The following is a 20,884-nucleotide window of genomic DNA, read 5'->3' as shown; positions in this document are numbered from 1 at the left end:
ACTTTCTTATTCACAAAAGCAAGGTCGAAAGGAATAACAAATTACAATCCGATTAGGTCACCACAAATTTTAACCTTCACTTTTGCTGTGCCAGGTAGATATGCCAATGGTATTATCTCTTTGGACAGTGTCTTCAAGGTTTCCTTTTTAGCTCCTTTAGCTAATAAGTGTAACGTAACTTTATCAAGAAGTTCTTGCAAGGCTATCTCTTCATTTTTTTGCATGGTATTTACAACCATTTCTTCTTCACTACTAATTTGGGCGATGCAAGCGCCGAAAGCGTTTGCTACCTCAAGATGTTCTGGGAAAAGTACTTCTGAAGCCCCGTCAATACTTTTAGGAAGCAAAAATGCCCCCCCTCCACAAGCGACTACGGGAATATCTTTTGAATCTGTTTTTAGTTTATCCACTAATTTTTCTATGGCGCCTTCAATACTCTTTTTAATCATTTGAAGGGCTTCATCGTACGGAATCCCAGTTTGTTTTTCAATCATGTTCTTTATATCTGAAATTGCAATCGAGCCATCAATCTGAATTTCATTTTCCGCAATAAAAATATCTGATAAAGTCAAGGTATTACCCCCGAAGGCCAATGCTTCCTTTTTCAATAAATACCCAACAGAATCGGGCCCTAATTGACATTCATCTTCCACAAATCTAACAATCGTACCTCCACCAATACCTACGGCGACAATATCTGGCATTCTAAAATTGGTCAGTACCCCTCCTATTTGAGCAGCTTGTGTACTTTCCCTTGGAAAAAAATCGACTAACATACCGGCATCAGAGGTTGTACCTCCAACGTCAATGACAACTCCATTTTTGACTTTAGATAGTGCCCCTGCCCCTCGAATACTATTTGTTGGGCCAGAAGAAATTGTTAGGACAGGAAAGTCCCTAACTTGCTCTAAAGACATTAAAGTACCATCATTTTGACCAATGAATAATTGTGCCGTGAGACCTAAATCTTGTATAGTATTTTTAAATGCTTTCACCATTTTTGTAGCTACCTTTTGTAAGGCCGCATTCAAAATTGCTGCATTTTCACGTTCTAATAAACCCAAGCCGCCAACCTGATGAGAGCATGTTATTCTTATACTATCACCTAATATTTCTTTGGTCCATTCCGCGACCTGTAATTCTTGGTCTGGTAAAGTTTTTGAAAAAATACCTGTAATGGCTACAGACTCTACCATACCTTTCATTTTATTCAAGCAATCCTTTACCTCATCCTCTTGAAGTTCACTAATCGGTCGGCCATCGTATTCATAACCGCCATGCACCAAAAAGTTATGATTGCCCAGAACTTTTTTTAAATCTAAAGGAAAATCGGTCATCGTCGGTATTGCCTTACTAGCGGGCAGTCCAATGCGAATACTTCCAACTTTGTTCAATTCTTTGCGCTCTACCAAGGCGTTGGTACAGTGTGTTGTTCCTAACATGACATACTTTATGCTTTCTTTTGGCACATCACTCTCTTGAATCACAAATTTTATCGCATTCGCAATTCCGGTACTTACGTCTAAGGTGGTAGTTTGTTTGGTCTTCGCAAGAATTTTATTGTCTTGAGATACCAGAACAGCATCTGTATTTGTACCTCCTACATCAACTCCAATTTTGTAGCACATGTTACTTTTGGTTATTTAATTCTTCAATAGGAATATATTGTTCTTGGTATCCGAATTTTTCAGGGCCACCTAAAACAATGCCAGCATCTGTTCGCCACTGTGGGTCTGATTTCATGCCCATTACGATTACCCTTGTTCCGAACTGAATCGACTCCGCTGTAATCGGCTGGGCGTTTTCTGCATCAATAAGTACAATTAAATCTGGCGTCATCGCTATCGGTACATCATCTTTAAAGGCCATTAAAAATTCATTTTGAAAATCAATTTTTAATAAACTGCCATTGTCTTCGTCTAAACCTAAAACTTCACAAACACCCTTATTCCAACGACCATCTATTATCGTTTTTACTGAACTGACCTTTCCCGTGAATAGCTTTATAGCAGCTGCTTTTTGCATAAGAGCGTCCACTGGATTCTGTTTATTCTTTTTAGCATCTAAAATAGCTTCGCCTAAAACCTGAGCGTAACTGACAATACCATGAATCGCAGCTTTTTTAACCTGAGCTCCATTCATAGGGTAACATCCTATAGCACAACTACCGCCCATTTGAATCGTAGTAGCACCGACAAGGGTTTCACCCCATACATTGTCGATAGTATGGTATATGTTCTTATTGCCTTTTTCATCGGCCTGTGCGATAGGAGAAACAGGAATATCGTGTAGGGTAAACGTCACCATCTCTAAACGAGGAAATGCACGCCCCATGCCGTCCGCATCTACTAAAGGAATTCCTTTTTGGGCGGCAACAGAAAATGGAATAACTCCATTTAAGCCTCCAGCTTCCGCAGGCATGACCGCATCGATTTTTCGACCTAAGTAACTTTCCATCATTTCAAAAGCTTGAATAAATTCATCTCCTGAAAATAGTTTCTCTACCAATATCGTAGGTGCTCCAAACGCTGCAACGGGAACCACAAGAGCATCATCACTTAATTCTTCAGCAGCCATTAAGTTTACCTTTCCATATTTTTTAATGGCTTCTTTAGCTAAAAGCTTGCCGATATAGGGGTCGCCTCCGCCACCTGTGCCCAATACTGTAGAACCAAGGGCGATATAATCGATTTCATTTATTCCTATTTTCCGCATCTTACTTTACAATTTTTTGTAATAAAACATAGCATATGGCAGCAACAACAATACCTAGAATATTCTTAATATCTGATGTCATTACCAACATCAGTACAACACCACTCAACCACGAAACAATTCCTTTCCAATTTAGTTTTTGTGGGTTGTCAGAATAGGTCTTAGAAAGAAAATAGTCCGCTATCATTACACCTGCAATTGGTGTGATCGCAATGGTCAATATTGTTATAAAGCCCATGAAGTAGGTTAGTATACCGATTATGGCAAGTCCTATACCCACCAGACCGACAACCAAAGTAACCTTTGAACGTGAAGATTCTTTAAATCCAATCAAATTGGTAAAGGCTAAACCAGAAGAGTAAATATTCACCACGTTTGTGGTCCAAGTCGCTAAAATAAGCGTCGACATAGCAAAGAAGGGATATCCTAAAGAGGAGAATATCTCAACGATATCATAGGTGTTTTGTGTTATTGCGAATATGGCCCCGACCGCTAGCAAACATATGGCAGAAGGGATAATTCCGATAATCGAACCTAAAACGGCATCTTTTTTAGTAGCGGCAAAGCGATTGTAATCCGGAGAAATAACCCCACCTACGGCTACAAAACCAATAGTAAAACCAATAGCCTGAAAGAGTGGCATAGGTTGGGTAGGTCTAAAATTCAGCACTTCATCAAAACTATGTGCTTGAAAAGTCACCATTAAGCCGTAAATAAGCAATACCGTTAAAGCTGGTACGGCAATATAATTCAACCATTTTAGATACTTAAAACCAAAAACAGCAGTAACTATCATAACCAAACCCCAAAATGCAGAGGATAACCAAACTGGAATATCAGTACCACTCATTTCTAAAATAATTTTAGAAAATGAGGCTCCTGCTATATTACTTTGTATGCCGAACCATCCTAAAGTAGATATGCCAATTACCAGACCTACGATAATATTGGCGCCCAAGGTACCGAAACTACTTGATGCAAGTGATACCGTATTTTTTCGCTTTTCTACAGAGGCAATGCTCAAAAACGACATGAAAAGTACTACAAAACCAAAACCTATAAGACCTGCTAGTAGGGTAAATTGAAAACTTAACGCAGCAATCAAGGTACTTCCGATTAAAAGAGAGGGTACACTCACCATACCGCCAAACCAAATGCTGGCTAAGCTAAACCACTTCACATTTTCGTTGCTGTCTGACATAATTACTTTCTTAAATTAATTTTCCGTTTTAACAACTATTTTACCTTTCTGTTTGCCACTCAACATATAATTATATGCTTTAATGGTGTCTTTAAATGCAAACACTTTATCTACTATAGGTTTAAGTGTTCCGTTTTCGATTCTTTCTAAAACATATTTTTTACCTTCTTCCAAGGATTCTTCGGACATGACATAATTGAACATGGAATAGCCATGAAGTGTTGTATTATTTCTCACGACATCAAGTATGGGGAAAATAGGTAATTCGCCATCTAACAAACCATAAATAGCAGCGGACCCGCCAAAGGAAAGAGCAGACATGTATTGCTGATTAAAGCTAGTACTACCTATAGGGTCAAAAACAAATTTCACCCCTTTGTCTTTCGTGATTTCCTTTAACCTTTCTAACGTATTTCCCTCTTCAGTTACAATGACGAAATCGGCACCTAACTCAAACAAAAAATCTTTCTTTACAACTGTTCTTGTAGAACCTATGACAATTGCTCCTGCATCTTTTGCTAGTTTTAAAGCACCTTGTCCTGCAGTTCCTGATGTTGCCGCAATGAATACATAGTCGCCCTTAACCACTTTGCCTAATTTGAATAAAGCATAATAAGCAGTCAAGTATTGCATCCAAAAAGATGTTGCTTCCTCTATTGAGTATTTAGAAGGCACTTTAGTTAAATACATTTCAGGCACGATAGCATATTCACCTTGTACTCCATAGTCTTGCGTATAAAAAGGAATAGAAGTTACCCTATCTCCTTTTTTGAATTTGGTCACTTTCGAGCCAACCCCTACCACTTCACCGACAGCTTCTGAACCTATTCGAGAAGGAAAATTAGGCTGTGTGTAATGCATACCATTGATAAACAATATGTCTGCTTGATTCAAAGCAAATGCCTCTACCCTAAAAAGCACTTCTTTCTCCTGAGGTTTGTTTTCAGGTACTTCATCAAACTGCAACACTTCAGGGCCGCCTATCCTATGAAATCTTAATATCTTCACTGACTCTGATTTAATACATAAATAATCTTAGTATCCTCTAAAACATTACCTGCCTGTGCTTCACCTGCATTGATATAAACCGCATTTCCTTTTTCTAATTTACCAATAGGATGCCCTTCTTCACTTAACATTTCTATACAGCCTTCAATTATAATTGAGATTTCATTAAAAGGATGTTTAGAGAAACCTGTCTCTGGAATACGCGTTCCTTTCTTTAAAAAAACCGTTCCACAGATAGTAGCAACACCAGCGTTACTTTGAGATATCAATTCTTTGTTGTAGTACTCATCAGGTTCTGGATAGCTAACCTTTTTTAGTTCCATATTATACTAGTTTGTAGTACTCCTTCGCCTCTTTTGAAGTTATATAGCCGTTTTTCACATCTAATAAAACCTGTTCTTTAGGCCTTTTTTCAGGTTTACCATATCCTCCACCAGTTGCCGTAACGCAGCGAACAATGTCCCCTTTTTCCAATTCAATATTTGTACCTAGATTGTGTCTTTCTTTTGTACCGTCTTTTCTTATTATCATGAAATAATTATAAGAACCGTCCTGCCCTCCGTTCATACCCCAAGTCTTTGTTTTCTCGCCTAAAAATGCTCCGGTTACATAGGCACCATCTGATGTGATTTTGTAATCTAGATACTGTCCGTTACCACCTTGGAATTCTCCATACCCCCCACCTTCATTATGGAAGGCATATTGTTCTACCTGAATGCCATAGCGCATTTCACGTATTTCAATAGGAATATTGTACGACTCACCACTTCCGCAAGAAAGTTGCCCTCTATTTCCGTCGTGGGTCGCGGATGCTCCCCAACCACCAGCTAGAGGCTCTGCCTGAATATAGAATTGATTGGTATCGGGATGAATTCCAGATATAAATGTGGCACATACCGAACGCATATGCCCTGCAGGTAATTTATCTGGAATCAACGGTGCTAAAATTTTCCAAACCAAATCTATAGCAGTAATCATAACCTCATAATACACAGAGACAGCGGACGGTGTTTCTGCACTTACTATCGTCCCTGGCTCGCATATAACCTTCATTGGCCTAAAAGTGCCCCCATTGGCGTCCATTTTGGGTGTGGTAATAGCTTTGAAAAGACTTCTACAACCTGTTACCAGAGCGCTATATGACAAATTCGTTGCTCCTCTAACTTGTGGATGAGAACCGTTAAAATCTGCTATAAACTCAGTATCCGTAACTGTTATCTTTGCTTTTATCGGAAAAGGACCTTCTCCAAAACCATTATCCTCAATTTCCGCTGTTCCAAAATAAGCTCCATTAGGAATCTCTTTCAGCGCTTCCAAACACATACGCTCACCATACTCCAAAAAGTCTGTAATGGCCAATTCAAAAGTCTCTAAACCATATTTTTTAATAATGGAGCAGACCCTGTTGGCCCCCACCTCTGCCGCCGCTATACCTGCAAATAAATCACCCAAAGTACTATCGGGTAACCTAACATTTGCCTTGATCAAATCTATAATGGCCTCATTTATTTCACCTTTAGATTTTATTTTTATGAAGGGAAAATGGAGTCCTTCTTGATATATTTCAGTTGAAACTGTTGAAACCGAACCTGGAAAAGTACCTCCTAGTTCTGTCCAATGCGCTTTATTTACGGTAAAAGCCACGAGTTTCCCGTCATAAAAAACTGGAAAGATTATTGAAACGTCGGATAAATGTGTTCCACCGCCTGCATATGGGGTATTTGCTATAACAACATCCCCCTCCCTTAGCATATTCTCACCGTGAAATTTTTTTAAGGTGTCCCGTACCACTGAATCCAAGGCGGCCAGAAACGCCGTAACACCATTACCTTGAGCTAATAATTCTCCTTTAACATCAATTATGCCAACGGCATAATCTAAGGACTCATAGATAATAGGACTCATACTGGTGCGTTGCAGGGTCTGAAACATTTCGTCTCCGGCTGCTACTAATGCATCTTGTATTATCTCAAGTGTGAACCTTTCCATTTTAATGTTGTTAAAGTGTCAAAATCAAATTTCCATATTCATCTATACTAACATCGTGCTCTGGCGTAACTACTGTTGTTGTTGCTTTCTCAGCAATTATAGCAGGGCCTTTAAAATTCATTCCTGGCTCCAAACCTTCTCTTCTATAAAATGATGTTTGCTGTTTTCCTAAATCATCAAAGTCTACTTCTCTTTCATCAAAAACAGCTTGTTCAACCTGTTTACCAGAACATTTCATTTGTGGAAAATCTGGTTTATCAACTTCAACTTCAGCTACTAAGTGATAATTAACCAACTCTACCGGAGCATCTAGCTGAAAGGTAAACTGTCTTTGATGTTCTTTATGAAAAGTCATAATCACATCTTCTAAAAAATTAGCACTTGAAAGACCTTCGAGCTTTACTTTTACATAATGTTCTTGCCCCATGTACCTTAAATCTGCGTAATGCGAAAAACTTGCTTGAGCTTCTTCATAATTATCCTTCTTAAAGTTTACCAATGCTTCGTTCTTCATATCTTGAAAGTTGGCGGTAATTACATTCGTTGCATCTTGATTTAATGAAATTACACTAGTTCTAATATAGTCTCTTCGGATATCTGACATCAACATGCCAAAAGCAGAGAAAACGCCTGCGTTTTGAGGAACGACTAACTCTTTTACTTGTAATTCGCGAGCCAAATCCGCACCGTGCATCGCACCACCACCGCCAATAACAATCATGGTGAAATCTCTTGGATCATGTCCTTTATTTACAGAAATTAATTTTAGCGCATTTATCATATTGGCATTGGCTACACGTAAGATACCTTTTGCTATCTCTTCTTTACTAGCTTTTAAAGCAGTACAAAGTGGTTTGGAGGCATTTTCGATATTGTGGTAATCTGGTTGTAGTTCTCCGCCCAAAAAATAATCTGGATGAATTCTACCTGTAATGATATTGGCATCCGTAGTAGTGAGGTTCTCGCCTCCACGACCGTAAGCTGCTGGGCCAGGAATAGCACCTGCACTTTTTGGACCTACGTGCATTTTACCGCCTTTATCTATCCAGGCAATACTTCCGCCACCATTACCAATTTCTACAATCTCTATGACTGGGGTTTGGATGGGATAACCAGCCTTTGTTCTAGAATGTTCTATTTTATAATTAGTGGTAATCTTAACTTGCCCGTTTTCTACTAATGCACACTTAGCGGTTGTTCCTCCAATATCAAGTACAATCAAGTCTTTTCTACCTATTACTTTCCCTAAGGCGATTGCTCCGAAAACCCCGCTAGCCGGTCCGGACTCGACCATGGTAATTGGATTGGATTTCACATCATTAATGGTCGTAATGCCGCCATTAGACTGCATGATGTAAGGTGCATCTCTTAGTCCATTCTTGTTCAGTTTTTCTTCTAAATTGCTTAAATATCTCTTTGCGATAGGAAGCACATATGCTGATAGCACTGTAGAACTCGTACGTTCATACTCCCTCCATTCTCTTGTAACTTCATAAGAAGAAATTATCTCAATATCCGTGTTGAGTTGAGCTATTTCTTTTGCTATAGCTATTTCATGTTCGGGATTTTTATAAGCATGTAAAAGACAGATGGCAATGGCCTCTACTTGTTCTTCTTCACATGTCTTAATAATTGCTTTTAACGTACTTGTATTAAGACTCTTTAAAATTTCACCCTTGTAATTGATACGTTCCTCAACTTCAAATCTGAGAAATCGCGGAACAAAAGGGGCCTGTTTTACAAAATTAAAATTGAATAAGTCAGGTCTATTACAGCGAGCAATCTCAAGTACATCCCTAAACCCTTTTGTTGTAATTAAAGCTGTTTTCGCACCTTTTCTTTCCGTTAAGGCATTAATGACTACTGTTGTGCCATGCGCAAAAAAATCAATCTCCTTTAAATCAATAGTAGCTTTTTCAATGGTATTTAAAATACCTTCTTCAAAGTTGGCGGGTGTAGTATCAGATTTGCCAACGCGCACTCCTATTGGTTTACCGCTTTCTTGATCAAATTCCAAACACACCAAATCCGTAAAAGTTCCACCAATATCTGTAGCAACCCTCATAAATATTTTTTTTTAAGAAAAAGAAAACCACCAATACTTTAGTGGCTTTCTTAAACTAACTCTCACTCAAACTTAATTTTGTAGCGTAAATGCCTTAATTAAAACCTATAGGTTAAAGTAGCACCGTAAGCAGAAGGCTGACCTAACCAGGCCAAATCAGAACCTCCATTGGAAAAGGTTTGATCGAAAAATTCGGTAATATACTGGGTATCTGTAAGGTTTGTTCCCCATAGACCAATGGTAAACTTTTCGAATGTAAAATTAGCCCTGGCATTCAATAAACTGTATCTAGGAGAGACAGCCGCATTATCTTCATGCCAATACATTTCACCTGTTCCTTCTAAATTAACATTACCATTAAAAGCAATCTTATCAGAGATATCAAAACGAGATTCCAGTCCTAAGCTATAACTATCTTGCGGTACCAACGGGGTGGCATTGCCAGAAACATCTATTGTTTCATTCGCTCCCGTACTAACAGTTGAGGTACCATTTTCAATTCTTGATTTACTTACACCGTAACTAGCTAAAATATCTAACCAATTACTAGCTCTAATTCGCATGTCTGCCTCAAATCCAACAGATAGACTCTCTGCAACATTAAAGTTTCCAATAAGTATCTGCCCTGCTCCACCATTAAGTACTAGTGCATACAGCTGTTGGTCTGTAAAGTCTATATAGTATCCCGACACATTCAAAATAAAGCGATTGTCCCAATAAGAATTTTTAATGCCTATCTCGTAATTATCCGTTGTTTCAGCATTAAACGAGGTATCATAACGAACGGTTTGCCCCTGATTAAAACCACCAGTTCTATATCCTTTACCGTAGTTGGCATACATCAACATATTGTCTGTTGCTTGAAAAGCCAAGGATACTTTAGGTTGTAATTGTGTATCTACTCTACTTGGCTTAGTTCCTTCACTTCTATTGTCTTGACTAATATTGTCACTATCATATCGTAACCCTGCCGATAGCGTTAACTTGTCCGAAACTTTAAAATCCATAAAACCGAATACCGCGAACGTTTTGTATGTATTGGTAAAATCTCCTACGGCTAGCGGACTCTGGGTACCTGTTGGCTCAAATGGAGGGCCAAAGAAACCAAAATCAGCAGATGCTCGAGTAATCAAGGTTTTATCCAAATTTTGATAGAATGCTCCTAAATCCCAATTTATCTTGCTATCTGCATCAGTAACCGATCCTAAACGGATTTCTTGATTAAAAGTCTTGGTATCACTATCTTGGTCTTGCCTAAGAACATCTGCTGGAGTAAAGTCTAAATCACCAAAGGCATTTCTTTTTCCCTCATTATAGGTAGTCAATGATGTAACCTTAACCTTATCTAAATTAAAATCTACTTTTAAGTTTCCGTATGTACCCTTAAGCGTACCAACACCTCTTTGATCGGCAACAATACCTAAATTATCGTAATCATCTGGTGCAATTTTAGCACTGCCATTGGTTGGTGAAGCATAGTAAACCGCTCCCGCTTCAGTATCAATTATTTGACCTGTTAGCGTAGCAGAAACTTTTGAAGATAAGTTGGCCTTTATTTGTGCCCTTAAAGATAAATCTTCAATAAAATCAGGTGAGTTATTCAATGTCTCATTATTTAATAGGCCATCCCCCTTTTTGTAGGATCCTGAAATGCGGTAAAATAGTTTGTCCTTTACCAATGGTCCTGTAGAGGACAATTGTGCCTGTAACAAATTACCGTTTCCGTAACCTACTTGAAATTTGTTTCTGAACGTATTGGTAGGTTCATTGGTTACAATATTAATTGCTCCTGCGATTGCATTTTTACCATATAAAGCACCTTGAGGACCTTTTACTACTTCAATAAGAGCAACATCGAATAGTTCTTGATTCAAAAGGTTCGCATCTGGCAATGTAACACCATCTATTACAAATGCGATAGGCGCATCACCATTTCTTATTTGTGAAATACCGCGCACTGTAATAAAATTATTACCCACATTCTGAGAAGTCGTAAAATTTACATTAGGAATTTGGTCTGCAAAAGTTTGCACATTGCTAATACCCTTTGTTTCGATATCTTTTGCTGTAAATGTGACTACAGATTCGGGTATAGATTGGACGGATTCTGCCCTTCTTCTGGCTTGACCGACAACATTTTCGAATCCTTTTACCACGACCTCATCCAATTGTGAAGCATCCTCCTCCATGGTAACATCTATCGTATTTCCTGTTACTGCAACTTCCTGCGTTTTATAGCCTAAATACGAGAAAACCAATGTAGCACCATTTCTTACGCTAATGGCGTAATTTCCCTTGTAATCTGTTGTCGTTCCATTTGTTGATCCCTTTTCCACAACGGACACTCCTAAAAGAGGGCCTTCCGAAGCCGTAACATTACCGCTGACCTCTGTCTGCTGGGCAAACATTGCACTCGGCACAATCAATAGAATTAAAATAATAGCTCTGAACATAGTCTTTTTAGTTGTTAGTTATTCCCTAAATGTAAATTATCTATTATTCCAAATCATTTATTCCAAATAGTTTTTATATTTTTAGTAATTCCAATATAAATAATTGGAATTTTATGGAATATAAAAAACTTCAATCAGATAATAGTCCTTTGTTGCTCACCAAATACACCTTTAATACTTTATTAGAGGCAATTGTTCGACATTTTAAAAAATCGCATGCTATTGAAAACTACAAAGATTTTCAACTTTATGGTTTCGGTAATTACGATAGTGAAAAGCCAAACTTAAAAAACGACTTGGAACTAGTCTTAAAGGACTATGTGAATGGAAAATACCTCTACAATAAGCAACGTGAGTTAGTATCCGGCAAGCCCATTGTGAAAATAAGTAGAGAATATCGAGATTTATTTTTTAACTATTTGGGGTATACAGGGGTCTATGACTTTATAGAGAAGGAAATCAGTAGTAAAGATGAGCACTTAAAACAAATAACACTCCTGCAGAATCTTTCACAAAATGAAGAATTCTACTATGTATGTTACTATTACGGTGAAGATAAAAAAATGACCAAAGGTCAGTTAACCATCCATAATAACTGGAAAACTTTTGAACTCACTTTTGTTTATCTAAACTCGCAAAACGAACCTGTTTTTTATGACTTGTTCGGCACTATAAAACAAGAGAACAATTTTGTTCATTTTGACTGTAAGCACTTCATTCAGAATAAGAAAATACAAGGTTCAAAAATGATTTTTTATGTAGGCATGGCCTCATATTCTGAAAGGCCCATTTTAATTGGCGCATACTCCTCATTTGATAAATACGACCATAGTATTGCTGGAAAATTAATGCTGGTGCAAATGAATTCTCAACAAGAAATGGAACAAGAATCAAAATCTGTCCATTTTCATCCTGCTATATGCCAAGAGCTAATCAAATTTCGTCATATAGTTCCTAGTAGAGTTCCAATACAATTATCAAAAATATCGCCACAAAGCCCATATGCTAGCATATTTGCTAAAATACCAAATGATTATAAGGCTATCTTTTCGTTAGAAAATGAGCAGATTGAGCTAGATTTTCGCATTCAAAAATATCACTATAATATATTAAGCAATATTGAGGATATTGAATTAGAGAATGATAGAGTTACCATTGCGGGCAAGGGTCAAATATTGGAACTTCACTTTGATATTACTGGTATTTTTAGGTTACTAAAGGCTTCTTTGTACATTAAAAATTATGAGCTTCTTTCTGAAAACAAAGCAGGTACAGGAACCTTTTCTGGAGTAGACATCAATAATAATCCTGTTTCAGGAGCAGTGAGGTTATTAAACATAAACGACTAATTTGAATAGGTCATAACAAGTAACATATTGATATTCATTAAAAAGGGTATAAATCTTCATCCATCAAAACAAAGGTATCCTCTAAAAATCCGCTTTAATCTTGTGCCTACCTCGCATCCTGCTTAATCGTATTTAAATTCTTAGGTAAAATAACCTATCAGCCCAAGAACGCCATTATAAGAAATTACACAAGAAAAAAATAAGGCCCCTAATAAGCTTAAATTGACAAGCAAACTCGTCTTATATAGTTTTCTTGATTTTTTATTATTGATCAAGATCAATATTCCTATGATTACAAGTGGCAACACAAAAACATTAAATACTTGAGATACAATTTGCATTTCTATTGGATTTGCTCCAAAAACAGGAACAATCAAAGCGAAAAGGCATGCAAAAAAGGTAATTAACTTAAATTGACGTGAAGTAGTATCTAGTTTTCCTGATTGGTAATCCGCAACTAATATAGGCGCAATTAGAATACAGGGGAATATTGACGATAAACCAGCACTTAAAGTTCCAAAAAAGAAAAGGGTAAGTGCAAATTTTCCAGCAACTGGCTCTAATACTTCAACCATATCTAAAACCTTGGTTACAGGTTGCCCACTCTGAAAAAGTGCACCACATGCAACAGCCATAATTGTAGCACTGATAAAAAAGACCAAACACGCTGCGATAATGGCATCTTTCTTTTGTTGTTTAAGGTTCTTAATTGTCCATCCTTTTCCTTGAACAAATAAAGGTCTCGAAAGAAATGTAGCTGCTGCCATTGTAGTACCTACGAATGCTGCCACCATCATTTTACCTCCTTCTACAGAAGGAATTGAAGGAACTAAACCTTTGGCCACCTGAATGGGTAAAGGATAAACCATAAAAAGCGATATCAGAAAAGAGAACGCCATTATGGTTACAAAAACAACCAAAATCTTTTCAAAAAATGTATATCTCCCTACCATTAGTAGGCCATACATAATAGCAATTACTAAAATTGCTATTATTAGAACAGTCTCATATTGATGGTCACCGACTGTTGGAAAATAAATATGAATAATTTCAAAAATGATATTTGATGAAATACCTAAAATTCCCATTAGTGAATTCCACTGACCAAATGAAATACCAATAATTATTAAAATGGCAATCAACTTACCGTATTTCAAATGTTTTTTAAATGCATATAATCCTGTTTCGCCAGTAATTAAAGCATAGTTTCCATAAACATACATTAAGATTCCTGAAAAGAAAGAACTCAACAATAACACCCATAACAGTTGCATGCCATATGTACTGCCAGCAACGATCATTGAAGTAACACTACCAGTGCCAATGGTATAGCCGATAGCAAAAATACCTGGACCAAAGGCTAGTAGCGCTGCAAGCATTTTTTTGAGTAATGATGTATTACTTGCGCTTACCTTGTCCATACAACCTAGCTTCTTACTTGGGTAATAGTCTTTAAAGTAGTACGGACTTTTTCTTCAAGTCCTTTAAAATCCCCATTGGAAAGCATCTCTTTGCTAATTAGTTTAGAGCCCATACCAACACAAGTTACACCAGCATCGAACCATCCTTTTAAGTTTTCTTCATCAGTACTAACACCACCGGTTGGCATGACACGCGTCCATGGTTGTGGCCCCTTAATGGCCTTGACAAAACCTGGACCATAAGTAGATCCCGGGAATAGTTTAACAATTTCACAACCTAGTTCTTCTGCATTGTTGATTTCAGTTAACGAACCGCAGCCTGGTGACCACAATACTTTTCTTCTATTGCAAACTTTAGCAATATCTTCTCTCAATGAAGGCGTAACAATAAAATTAGCACCCATCTGCATGAACATACTTGCCGCAGCAGCGTCGGTAATTGAGCCTACTCCCATAATCATTCCTGGAAGCTCCTTAATTGCATATTTGCTCAACTCTAAAAACACTTCAAACGCAAAATCACCTCGAGCAGTGAACTCCATCAATCTTGCTCCGCCATCAAAACATGCCTTTAGTACCTTTTTACCCACTTCAACATCAGGATGATAAAATAAGGGAACCATCCCTGATTCTTTCATCACATTTGCAACTTCTATTCTTGAATATTGTGCCATAACTATATCTATCTTGCTACACGACCAGAAGCATCTCCACCCATTAATTTTTCAACTTCTGCTACCGTAACCAAATTTGCATCACCTTTAATGGTATGTTTTAAACACGAAGCGGCAACAGCAAAGTCTAAAGCATTTTGATCATCCTCAGGGTATTTTAACAATCCGTAAATGAGGCCTCCCATAAATGAGTCTCCTCCACCTACTCTATCAACTATATCCGTAATTTGATATTGGCGCGTCTCATACATTTTATTTCCATCATATAAGACACCTGCCCATGTATTATGAGAAGCAGAAATAGAGCCCCTCAGAGTGGTAATTACTTTTTTTGCCTTTGGAAACTTCTTCATCATCTGTTTACAAACTGATAGAAAAGCCTCAGCCTTCACCTCATGACCATGTTTATGAACATCTAGACCTTCTGGATGGATACCAAAGTGCTTTTCTGCATCTTCTTCATTACCTAAAATAATATCGCAATAGCTTGTCAGTTCTGTCATGATAGCTTCTCGATCACCACCATATTTCCAAAGTTTCGCTCTGTAGTTAAGGTCAGTAGAAATAGTAATACCTTTAGCCGATGCCGCCTTTACAGCTTCTAAACAAACATCTGCAGCCCCTTGAGAAATGGCTGGGGTAATACCTGTCCAATGAAACCATTCAACCCCATCAAAGACAGCATCCCAATCGATCATTCCCTTTTCTATTTCGGCAATTGCGGAATGTGCCCTATCGTAAACTACTTTTGATCCCCTTGAAACTGCACCGGTCTCTAAAAAATAAATTCCTAATCGGTCTCCTCCAAATACGATTTTATCTGTACCAACACCACGTTTGCGCATTTCCATCAAGGCACAATCACCAATATCGTTTTTGGGTAATCTTGTCACAAAATCTACTGGCACACCATAGTTGGCCAAGGATACCGCCACATTAGATTCTCCACCCCCATAGACCACATCAAAACTATTGGCCTGAGAAAACCTTAAAAATCCCGGAGGTGCTAAACGAAGCATAATCTCACCAAAGGTCACTACTTTCTTCATTTGAATACTTTATTATTTTGATTGCTATTTTACTGTTAAGTTGTATTAACTAAAGGCCAAACCGCCGTTTATATCTATATTGTTTCCTGTTATAAAAGAAGACTCATCAGAAGCTAAATAAGCAACTAAGTCTGCAACTTCTTCCGCAGCGCCCTCTTTTCGTAGTGGTGTTGAAGCCGCTACTTTAGCACGAATCTCATCTTTTGTAAAGTCATCATGGAATTTTGTACCAATTAGACCAGGGCAAATTGCGTTTACTCGAATCCCCTTTGGACCTAACTCTTTTGCCATTGCCCTACTAAAGGTTGTTACAGCTCCCTTAGAAGAAGCATATAGTGCCGAACCACCACCACCACCATCTCGGGAAGCTTGGGAAGAAAGGTTTATTATTGAAGCTCCTTTATTCATTGCCGACTCAAAAGCTTGACTTACGAAGACCGTCGATTTAAAATTAACATTCATGACCAAGTCATAAAATGCTTCGTCAAATTCTTGTAAGGTCTTGCGAGCGAAAAGTCCGCCGGCATTATTTACCAAAATATCTACATTATCACCAAAGGCTTCCATGGTCTTTTGTTTTAAATGCTCGATATCTGAAAGCTTTGAAACATCTGCTTTTACTGCTATTGCTTCTTGATCTAGTGCTTTTATTTTTGAAACAGTTTCATTTGCACCTGATTCAGTATTGTAGTAATTAACTACAACCTTAGCGCCTTCTTTTGCAAGCTTGATCGCTATTGCTTGACCAATATCTCTAGATCCTCCGGTAACTACAGCTACCTTTCCTTTTAGTTTACCCATTTGGTTTAAATTATATTCCTAAAGCTTGTCCGCCTCCTATTTGAATCGTTTCCGCCGTGATGAACGAAGCATCCTTGCTCGCCAGAAAGGAAATTACTCCCGCAACATCTTCGGGCTGCCCTAACCTGCCAAGCATGATATTATTCGCCCACGAAGCAAAAACCTCTGGCTTGGTAGCCTTTATCTGTGCATGGAAAGGCGTGTCTATAGTACCCGGTGATACCGCGTTCGCCCGTATCCCGTACTCCGCCAAATCTTTTGCCAATGCCCTTGTTATCGCATGGACCCCCGCTTTTGACGTGCCATAGATACCTGCTCCAGGACCTCCTGCCGTCCAACCTGCGTTCGAAGTGTAATTGATTATCGATGGATGTTCACCTTTTTTAAGAAAAGGTATCGCGGCCCTTGAAGCAAAAAATACCGAATCAAGGTTAAGGGCCATTACGAACCTGTAAAAATCCGTCGTCATCTCTTCGAATCGTGATCTTCCGCCTAGGCCTCCGGCATTGTTCACAAGCACGTCTATTTTACCGTACTTCTCCCCAATCTTGGTAATATTGGACGTCACGGCTTCTTCACTGGTAACGTCGAAACCATAATATTCAGCATTGATACCCTTGGCAACAAGCTCTTTTACCCGTTCCGCACCGACCTCATCTTCTATACCGTTCAAAACTACGGTATAACCATCTTCACCTAATCTTTTTGCAACTTCAAAACCTATGCCTCCCGTTGCTCCTGTTACTACCGCAACTTTACCTTCGTTATTACTCATATTTTATAAGTGTATTGTTAAGTATTATATATTTATTTTTTGTCTGTTAAAGGTTCAATCTTCGGACATAAGACCAACACACTAGTCATAGCGATTATTGCCAATGCCGCTCCGATAATGAAAGCTGGGGTATAGTTTCCTCCCGATGTAAGCCATGGAACCAATGCAGTTAACCCAAATGCTCCTAACTTAGCAGCCATACCGGCAAATCCTGCTAGGGTACCAACCGATTTACCTCCAAAAAAATCACTAGGCAAAGTCTGTACATTTCCAATAGCCGTCTGGAAACCAAATAATATAACTGCCATTAATACCACAGCTGTTTCAGGTCCCCCTGGATTAGCCATCGCCAACAAAGTGGGTAACATAATCAAACATCCAAGCGTAATTACCAACTTACGCGTTTTGTTAACAGTCCAACCTACTTTAATACGATTTTGGGCCAAAAGTCCTCCAAACCATGCTCCGAGCATTGCTCCAACATAAGGCACCCAAGCATAAAAACCAATTGCCTTTACATCCATTCCATAAACCTCATTCAGATAAATTGGTATCCAAAAGATAAATAACCACCAAATGGGATCAATAGCGGCAGATGCTATAATTACCCCCCAACTTTCTTTATGGGAAAGCATTTTACCAGTATCTGGATTATATCCTTCGTCAAATTCCCCATCAGCATCTATATCTTGGTTCTGTTGCCCCGTTAAAATATATTGGCGTTCCTCATCTGTTATCCACGGATGCTTTGAAGGTGGCGATTTTACTAAAATCCACCATGGAATAAGCCATAGCAAGCCTAGTAGGCCTACTATAATAAAAATGTAACCCCAACTGAAATAGACCGAAAGTAATCCTATTGTTGGGAAGGCAATAATTCCTCCAATAGCCGCACCAGAGTTAAAAATACCTTGTGCGAATGCTCGTTCCTTGGTCGGGAACCATTCCGCATTTCCCTTAGCGGCACCTGGCCAGTTTCCAGCTTCTGAAATTCCCAATAAGGAACGAAAAATACTGAGGCTGACAACCCCTTTTGCAAAAGCATGTAATGCGGTAGCAATTGACCAAAAACCTATAGAGAGTGTAAACCCTATCCTTGTTCCGACCCTGTCAAAAATCTTTCCGAAAATAGCTTGACCAAAAGCATAAGAAAATATAAAAATGGTAGAAATAATTGCATAAATACCCTTACGTTCGTCAGTAGTTTTATCGGGATATAAATCCTCCGCCATATCAGGCCAAAGGACAGGTAGTGCTTGTCTATCTATGTAATTAATTACCGTAGCCAAAGCAATCAGCGTAATAATCCACCATCGTAATCCTTTTACTTTCATAATACATGTTCTAATTACTATTTGGCAAACCCAATAAACAAGTCATTTAAGCCTGTTCTAAGACATTTACCATTAAATTCAATAAAGTAAAATCGGATATCAAAGACCAACCCAAAAAATTGCCTTTATTTAATACATCAAATTTTACTCCCTCCTTGTACTATAAATTGAAAACAGAATCGTGCATTTTCTGCTTTCAAAATTCGATTTTAGTTATTTGTATGATAACAATACTGATATAATACGTTGAAATGAACTTTCATCATTTCTTTAGCCCTTTTCGGATTTTGGTCCTTTATGGCCATAAATATATCTTCATGTTCTTGAATACCCTTAAATGATTGGTTTGAATCGCAGACATGATACTTTTCAAAATTTGTGATAATCTCAGGTGTAATAATCAACATAAACGTATTCATTGAGCTATTTTTACTTGCTTTGGCAATAGCCAGATGAAATAACAAATCTTCTTCTAAAGCATCTTCTTTATTCAGAACCTTTTTTTTGTAGGCATTCAGTGCAGATTGCAATGCCTCTAAATCTTCTTCTGTTCTTCTCAGTGCAGCTAACCGCACGGTTTTAAGCTCCAGAAGAATTCTTGTCTCCACCAACGATTTAAAATCCGGCTCTTCCAATCCAAGGATATCCTCCATCATTCCGCTCATAGCAACACGCCCAATATCGGCTATAAATGTTCCACTTTGAGGTTTGGAATATAAGATTCCATAAAACTCCAATTTCTGAATAGCCTCCCGAATGTTACTTCTACTAACTCCAAACTTTTCAGAAAGCATTCGTTCCGATGGTAATTTATCACCGGGCTCTAAGTTTTTATACTCAATTAAATCACGCAGTTTAGCAATTATACTTTGCTGTACATCTTGTTTCTCAGTGTTGGTTAAAACCTCAACTTTCATAGTAAATTTTTAATTGACCAAATTGGTTAACCAGATTGGTTTGTTAAATTTATGAAAATTACTTCAACTATTTGTTATTGATTTCAATTATATAAACATTAATTTTCTTGTAGTTTACATAGGCTGTCAATGACTGAAAATTTAACAGCCCATGTCATAACTAAACTAACTCAAATACTTATTAATGCTCAACTATTAAATCGTAATACTTAACCATTGCAAACCCCTCTGAATCTGTTGTTTGCAAATAATTTCCTGCCTTGAAATAGTTTTCAAAAACACCCCATTTTTCTATATGAACGCTATCAAACACTTTAGAATCACTATCGTTTAATATCACTTCCATTCTTCCTTCCGAAGCTTTTATTTCAATCGTAAATTTTTCAAAATTTACTTTTTCAGGAAAAATAAAACTTTCACCATCTTCCCAAGAGTTCGTCTCCAGTATTTCGATGCCCGTAACATTCAAATCTTTTAAGGCTTTTGTCAAAACTCTAACAGCCCCATCTTGCCAATAAATTTTTAACATCGGGGGCGCGTTATTATCATTTTCACCTATCAAATCACGTTGTGCATTTGTTAACCTTCCGTGAATTTGCATAATCATGGTTCGGTGATAATCGCCGTCATTATCCTTCGAAATTTCTTCTAAAGAAAGTGTCCCTTTCATAGTTCCACCCTCTACAAAAGTCCAATTCGTTGAATTACTACCAGGCTCCATTTGCTCCCTTAACTCGGTTCTCGAATACGACGAATTCGTTGTTGTAGCATCTGGATAGGTATAAAAAACTAATGCTCCATTAATTGAATCATTGTACATAAATGGTTTCAAAACCTGATTGTTAGCATAATCTAAGATTTCCGGTGGTTCGACTTCAATTGGTTTTCCATTGCTTGAAATCGGCAATGTCACCTTCCAATTATTTAAATCTATTTCTGGCAAAGTAAATGATTGGCTATCTTCAACCACAGCCTCTTCTTCAACAATAACCGCTTCCTCTATTTCTTCAACTACAGTTTCTTTTTCATCATTACTACATGAGTTTAGTACAATACAACTGGTAACAAATACGAGAAGTTTTATACTTATAAGCTCATATGAATTAAAGTTTCTAGTTGTTCTCATTATCAAC

The 20,884-nt window shown here is 37.9% G+C and carries 17 protein-coding genes; 1 reads left to right on the top strand and 16 read right to left on the bottom strand.

Features of this window, described 5'->3' with window-relative positions:
- Nucleotides 1-41 precede the first annotated feature (41 nt).
- The 8 genes from ACFSQJ_RS17485 to ACFSQJ_RS17450 all read right to left on the bottom strand — a co-directional run bounded on the left by ACFSQJ_RS17485 (nt 42) and on the right by ACFSQJ_RS17450 (nt 11,431).
- A complete protein-coding gene (locus tag ACFSQJ_RS17485; RefSeq protein ID WP_377768213.1) occupies nt 42-1,628 on the bottom strand; it encodes a hydantoinase/oxoprolinase N-terminal domain-containing protein in 1,587 nt (528 codons plus the stop codon).
- Between the two features lies 1 nt (nt 1,629).
- Entirely contained in the window at nt 1,630-2,715 is a 1,086-nt protein-coding gene (locus tag ACFSQJ_RS17480; RefSeq protein WP_377768212.1) for a DUF917 domain-containing protein, read from the bottom strand.
- A gap of 1 nt (nt 2,716) precedes the next feature.
- Nucleotides 2,717-3,916 carry a cytosine permease gene (locus tag ACFSQJ_RS17475; protein ID WP_377768211.1) on the bottom strand — a complete coding sequence of 400 codons (1,200 nt, stop codon included), beginning with the start codon at nt 3,914-3,916 and terminating at the stop codon, nt 2,717-2,719.
- Between the two features lie 15 nt (nt 3,917-3,931).
- A complete protein-coding gene (locus ACFSQJ_RS17470) occupies nt 3,932-4,924 on the bottom strand; it encodes a zinc-dependent alcohol dehydrogenase family protein (protein ID WP_377768210.1) in 993 nt (330 codons plus the stop codon).
- Nucleotides 4,921-5,247: a hypothetical protein gene (locus ACFSQJ_RS17465; RefSeq protein ID WP_377768209.1), complete on the bottom strand. Its 327-nt coding sequence runs from the start codon at nt 5,245-5,247 to the stop codon at nt 4,921-4,923. Before ACFSQJ_RS17465 ends, ACFSQJ_RS17470 begins: the two co-directional genes overlap by 4 nt.
- Before the next feature lies 1 nt (nt 5,248).
- A complete protein-coding gene (locus ACFSQJ_RS17460; protein WP_377768208.1) occupies nt 5,249-6,913 on the bottom strand; it encodes a hydantoinase B/oxoprolinase family protein in 1,665 nt (554 codons plus the stop codon).
- Between the two features lie 10 nt (nt 6,914-6,923).
- Nucleotides 6,924-8,978 carry a hydantoinase/oxoprolinase family protein gene (locus ACFSQJ_RS17455; RefSeq protein ID WP_377768207.1) on the bottom strand — a complete coding sequence of 685 codons (2,055 nt, stop codon included), beginning with the start codon at nt 8,976-8,978 and terminating at the stop codon, nt 6,924-6,926.
- 98 nt (nt 8,979-9,076) lie between these two features.
- Nucleotides 9,077-11,431, bottom strand: a complete 2,355-nt coding sequence (locus ACFSQJ_RS17450; protein ID WP_377768206.1) for a TonB-dependent receptor — start codon at nt 11,429-11,431, stop codon at nt 9,077-9,079.
- A gap of 113 nt (nt 11,432-11,544) precedes the next feature.
- On the opposite strand from ACFSQJ_RS17450, the gene ACFSQJ_RS17445 reads away from it, so the two are divergent.
- A complete protein-coding gene (locus ACFSQJ_RS17445; RefSeq protein WP_377768205.1) occupies nt 11,545-12,780 on the top strand; it encodes a hypothetical protein in 1,236 nt (411 codons plus the stop codon).
- Between the two features lie 140 nt (nt 12,781-12,920).
- Here ACFSQJ_RS17445 and ACFSQJ_RS17440 read toward each other — a convergent pair whose 3' ends face one another.
- The 8 genes from ACFSQJ_RS17440 to ACFSQJ_RS17405 all read right to left on the bottom strand — a co-directional run bounded on the left by ACFSQJ_RS17440 (nt 12,921) and on the right by ACFSQJ_RS17405 (nt 20,877).
- The gene (locus ACFSQJ_RS17440; protein ID WP_377768204.1) at nt 12,921-14,201 is read right to left on the bottom strand and encodes an NRAMP family divalent metal transporter; all 1,281 of its coding nucleotides are present in this window, start codon (nt 14,199-14,201) and stop codon (nt 12,921-12,923) included.
- Between the two features lie 5 nt (nt 14,202-14,206).
- Nucleotides 14,207-14,875, bottom strand: a complete 669-nt coding sequence (locus ACFSQJ_RS17435; RefSeq protein WP_377768203.1) for a bifunctional 4-hydroxy-2-oxoglutarate aldolase/2-dehydro-3-deoxy-phosphogluconate aldolase — start codon at nt 14,873-14,875, stop codon at nt 14,207-14,209.
- 8 nt (nt 14,876-14,883) lie between these two features.
- On the bottom strand, nt 14,884-15,924 hold the full coding sequence (locus tag ACFSQJ_RS17430) for a PfkB family carbohydrate kinase (protein WP_377768202.1): 1,041 nt from the start codon (nt 15,922-15,924) through the stop codon (nt 14,884-14,886).
- Between the two features lie 45 nt (nt 15,925-15,969).
- Nucleotides 15,970-16,725 carry an SDR family NAD(P)-dependent oxidoreductase gene (locus ACFSQJ_RS17425; RefSeq protein WP_377768201.1) on the bottom strand — a complete coding sequence of 252 codons (756 nt, stop codon included), beginning with the start codon at nt 16,723-16,725 and terminating at the stop codon, nt 15,970-15,972.
- A 10-nt stretch (nt 16,726-16,735) separates the two neighbouring features.
- Nucleotides 16,736-17,500, bottom strand: coding sequence for an SDR family NAD(P)-dependent oxidoreductase (locus tag ACFSQJ_RS17420; protein ID WP_377768200.1), 765 nt, complete (start codon nt 17,498-17,500; stop codon nt 16,736-16,738).
- A gap of 32 nt (nt 17,501-17,532) precedes the next feature.
- Nucleotides 17,533-18,834 (bottom strand): MFS transporter, encoded by a 1,302-nt coding sequence (locus ACFSQJ_RS17415; protein ID WP_377768199.1) that lies wholly within the window; start codon nt 18,832-18,834, stop codon nt 17,533-17,535.
- Between the two features lie 209 nt (nt 18,835-19,043).
- Nucleotides 19,044-19,751, bottom strand: a complete 708-nt coding sequence (locus tag ACFSQJ_RS17410) for a FadR/GntR family transcriptional regulator (protein WP_377768198.1) — start codon at nt 19,749-19,751, stop codon at nt 19,044-19,046.
- A 181-nt stretch (nt 19,752-19,932) separates the two neighbouring features.
- The gene (locus tag ACFSQJ_RS17405; protein WP_377768197.1) at nt 19,933-20,877 is read right to left on the bottom strand and encodes a polysaccharide lyase family 7 protein; all 945 of its coding nucleotides are present in this window, start codon (nt 20,875-20,877) and stop codon (nt 19,933-19,935) included.
- Nucleotides 20,878-20,884: the final 7 nt, after the last annotated feature.

The organism is Croceitalea marina (assembly GCF_042684265.1).
Classification (GTDB): Bacteria; Bacteroidota; Bacteroidia; order Flavobacteriales; family Flavobacteriaceae; genus Croceitalea; species Croceitalea marina.
This window is presented reverse-complemented; position numbering and strand designations above follow the sequence as displayed.

Coding starts and splice junctions, on each gene's coding strand:
- ACFSQJ_RS17485 (WP_377768213.1), bottom strand. CDS start 1,628: ATGTGCTACAAAATTGGAGTTGATGTAGGAGGTACAAATACAGATGCT.
- ACFSQJ_RS17460 (WP_377768208.1), bottom strand. CDS start 6,913: ATGGAAAGGTTCACACTTGAGATAATACAAGATGCATTAGTAGCAGCC.
- ACFSQJ_RS17445 (WP_377768205.1), top strand. CDS start 11,545: ATGGAATATAAAAAACTTCAATCAGATAATAGTCCTTTGTTGCTCACC.
- ACFSQJ_RS17425 (WP_377768201.1), bottom strand. CDS start 16,725: ATGGGTAAACTAAAAGGAAAGGTAGCTGTAGTTACCGGAGGATCTAGA.
- ACFSQJ_RS17405 (WP_377768197.1), bottom strand. CDS start 20,877: ATGAGAACAACTAGAAACTTTAATTCATATGAGCTTATAAGTATAAAA.
- ACFSQJ_RS17450 (WP_377768206.1), bottom strand. CDS start 11,431: ATGTTCAGAGCTATTATTTTAATTCTATTGATTGTGCCGAGTGCAATG.
- ACFSQJ_RS17410 (WP_377768198.1), bottom strand. CDS start 19,751: ATGAAAGTTGAGGTTTTAACCAACACTGAGAAACAAGATGTACAGCAA.
- ACFSQJ_RS17455 (WP_377768207.1), bottom strand. CDS start 8,978: ATGAGGGTTGCTACAGATATTGGTGGAACTTTTACGGATTTGGTGTGT.
- ACFSQJ_RS17465 (WP_377768209.1), bottom strand. CDS start 5,247: ATGGAACTAAAAAAGGTTAGCTATCCAGAACCTGATGAGTACTACAAC.
- ACFSQJ_RS17480 (WP_377768212.1), bottom strand. CDS start 2,715: ATGCGGAAAATAGGAATAAATGAAATCGATTATATCGCCCTTGGTTCT.
- ACFSQJ_RS17475 (WP_377768211.1), bottom strand. CDS start 3,916: ATGTCAGACAGCAACGAAAATGTGAAGTGGTTTAGCTTAGCCAGCATT.
- ACFSQJ_RS17420 (WP_377768200.1), bottom strand. CDS start 17,500: ATGAGTAATAACGAAGGTAAAGTTGCGGTAGTAACAGGAGCAACGGGA.
- ACFSQJ_RS17435 (WP_377768203.1), bottom strand. CDS start 14,875: ATGGCACAATATTCAAGAATAGAAGTTGCAAATGTGATGAAAGAATCA.
- ACFSQJ_RS17415 (WP_377768199.1), bottom strand. CDS start 18,834: ATGAAAGTAAAAGGATTACGATGGTGGATTATTACGCTGATTGCTTTG.
- ACFSQJ_RS17440 (WP_377768204.1), bottom strand. CDS start 14,201: ATGGACAAGGTAAGCGCAAGTAATACATCATTACTCAAAAAAATGCTT.
- ACFSQJ_RS17430 (WP_377768202.1), bottom strand. CDS start 15,924: ATGAAGAAAGTAGTGACCTTTGGTGAGATTATGCTTCGTTTAGCACCT.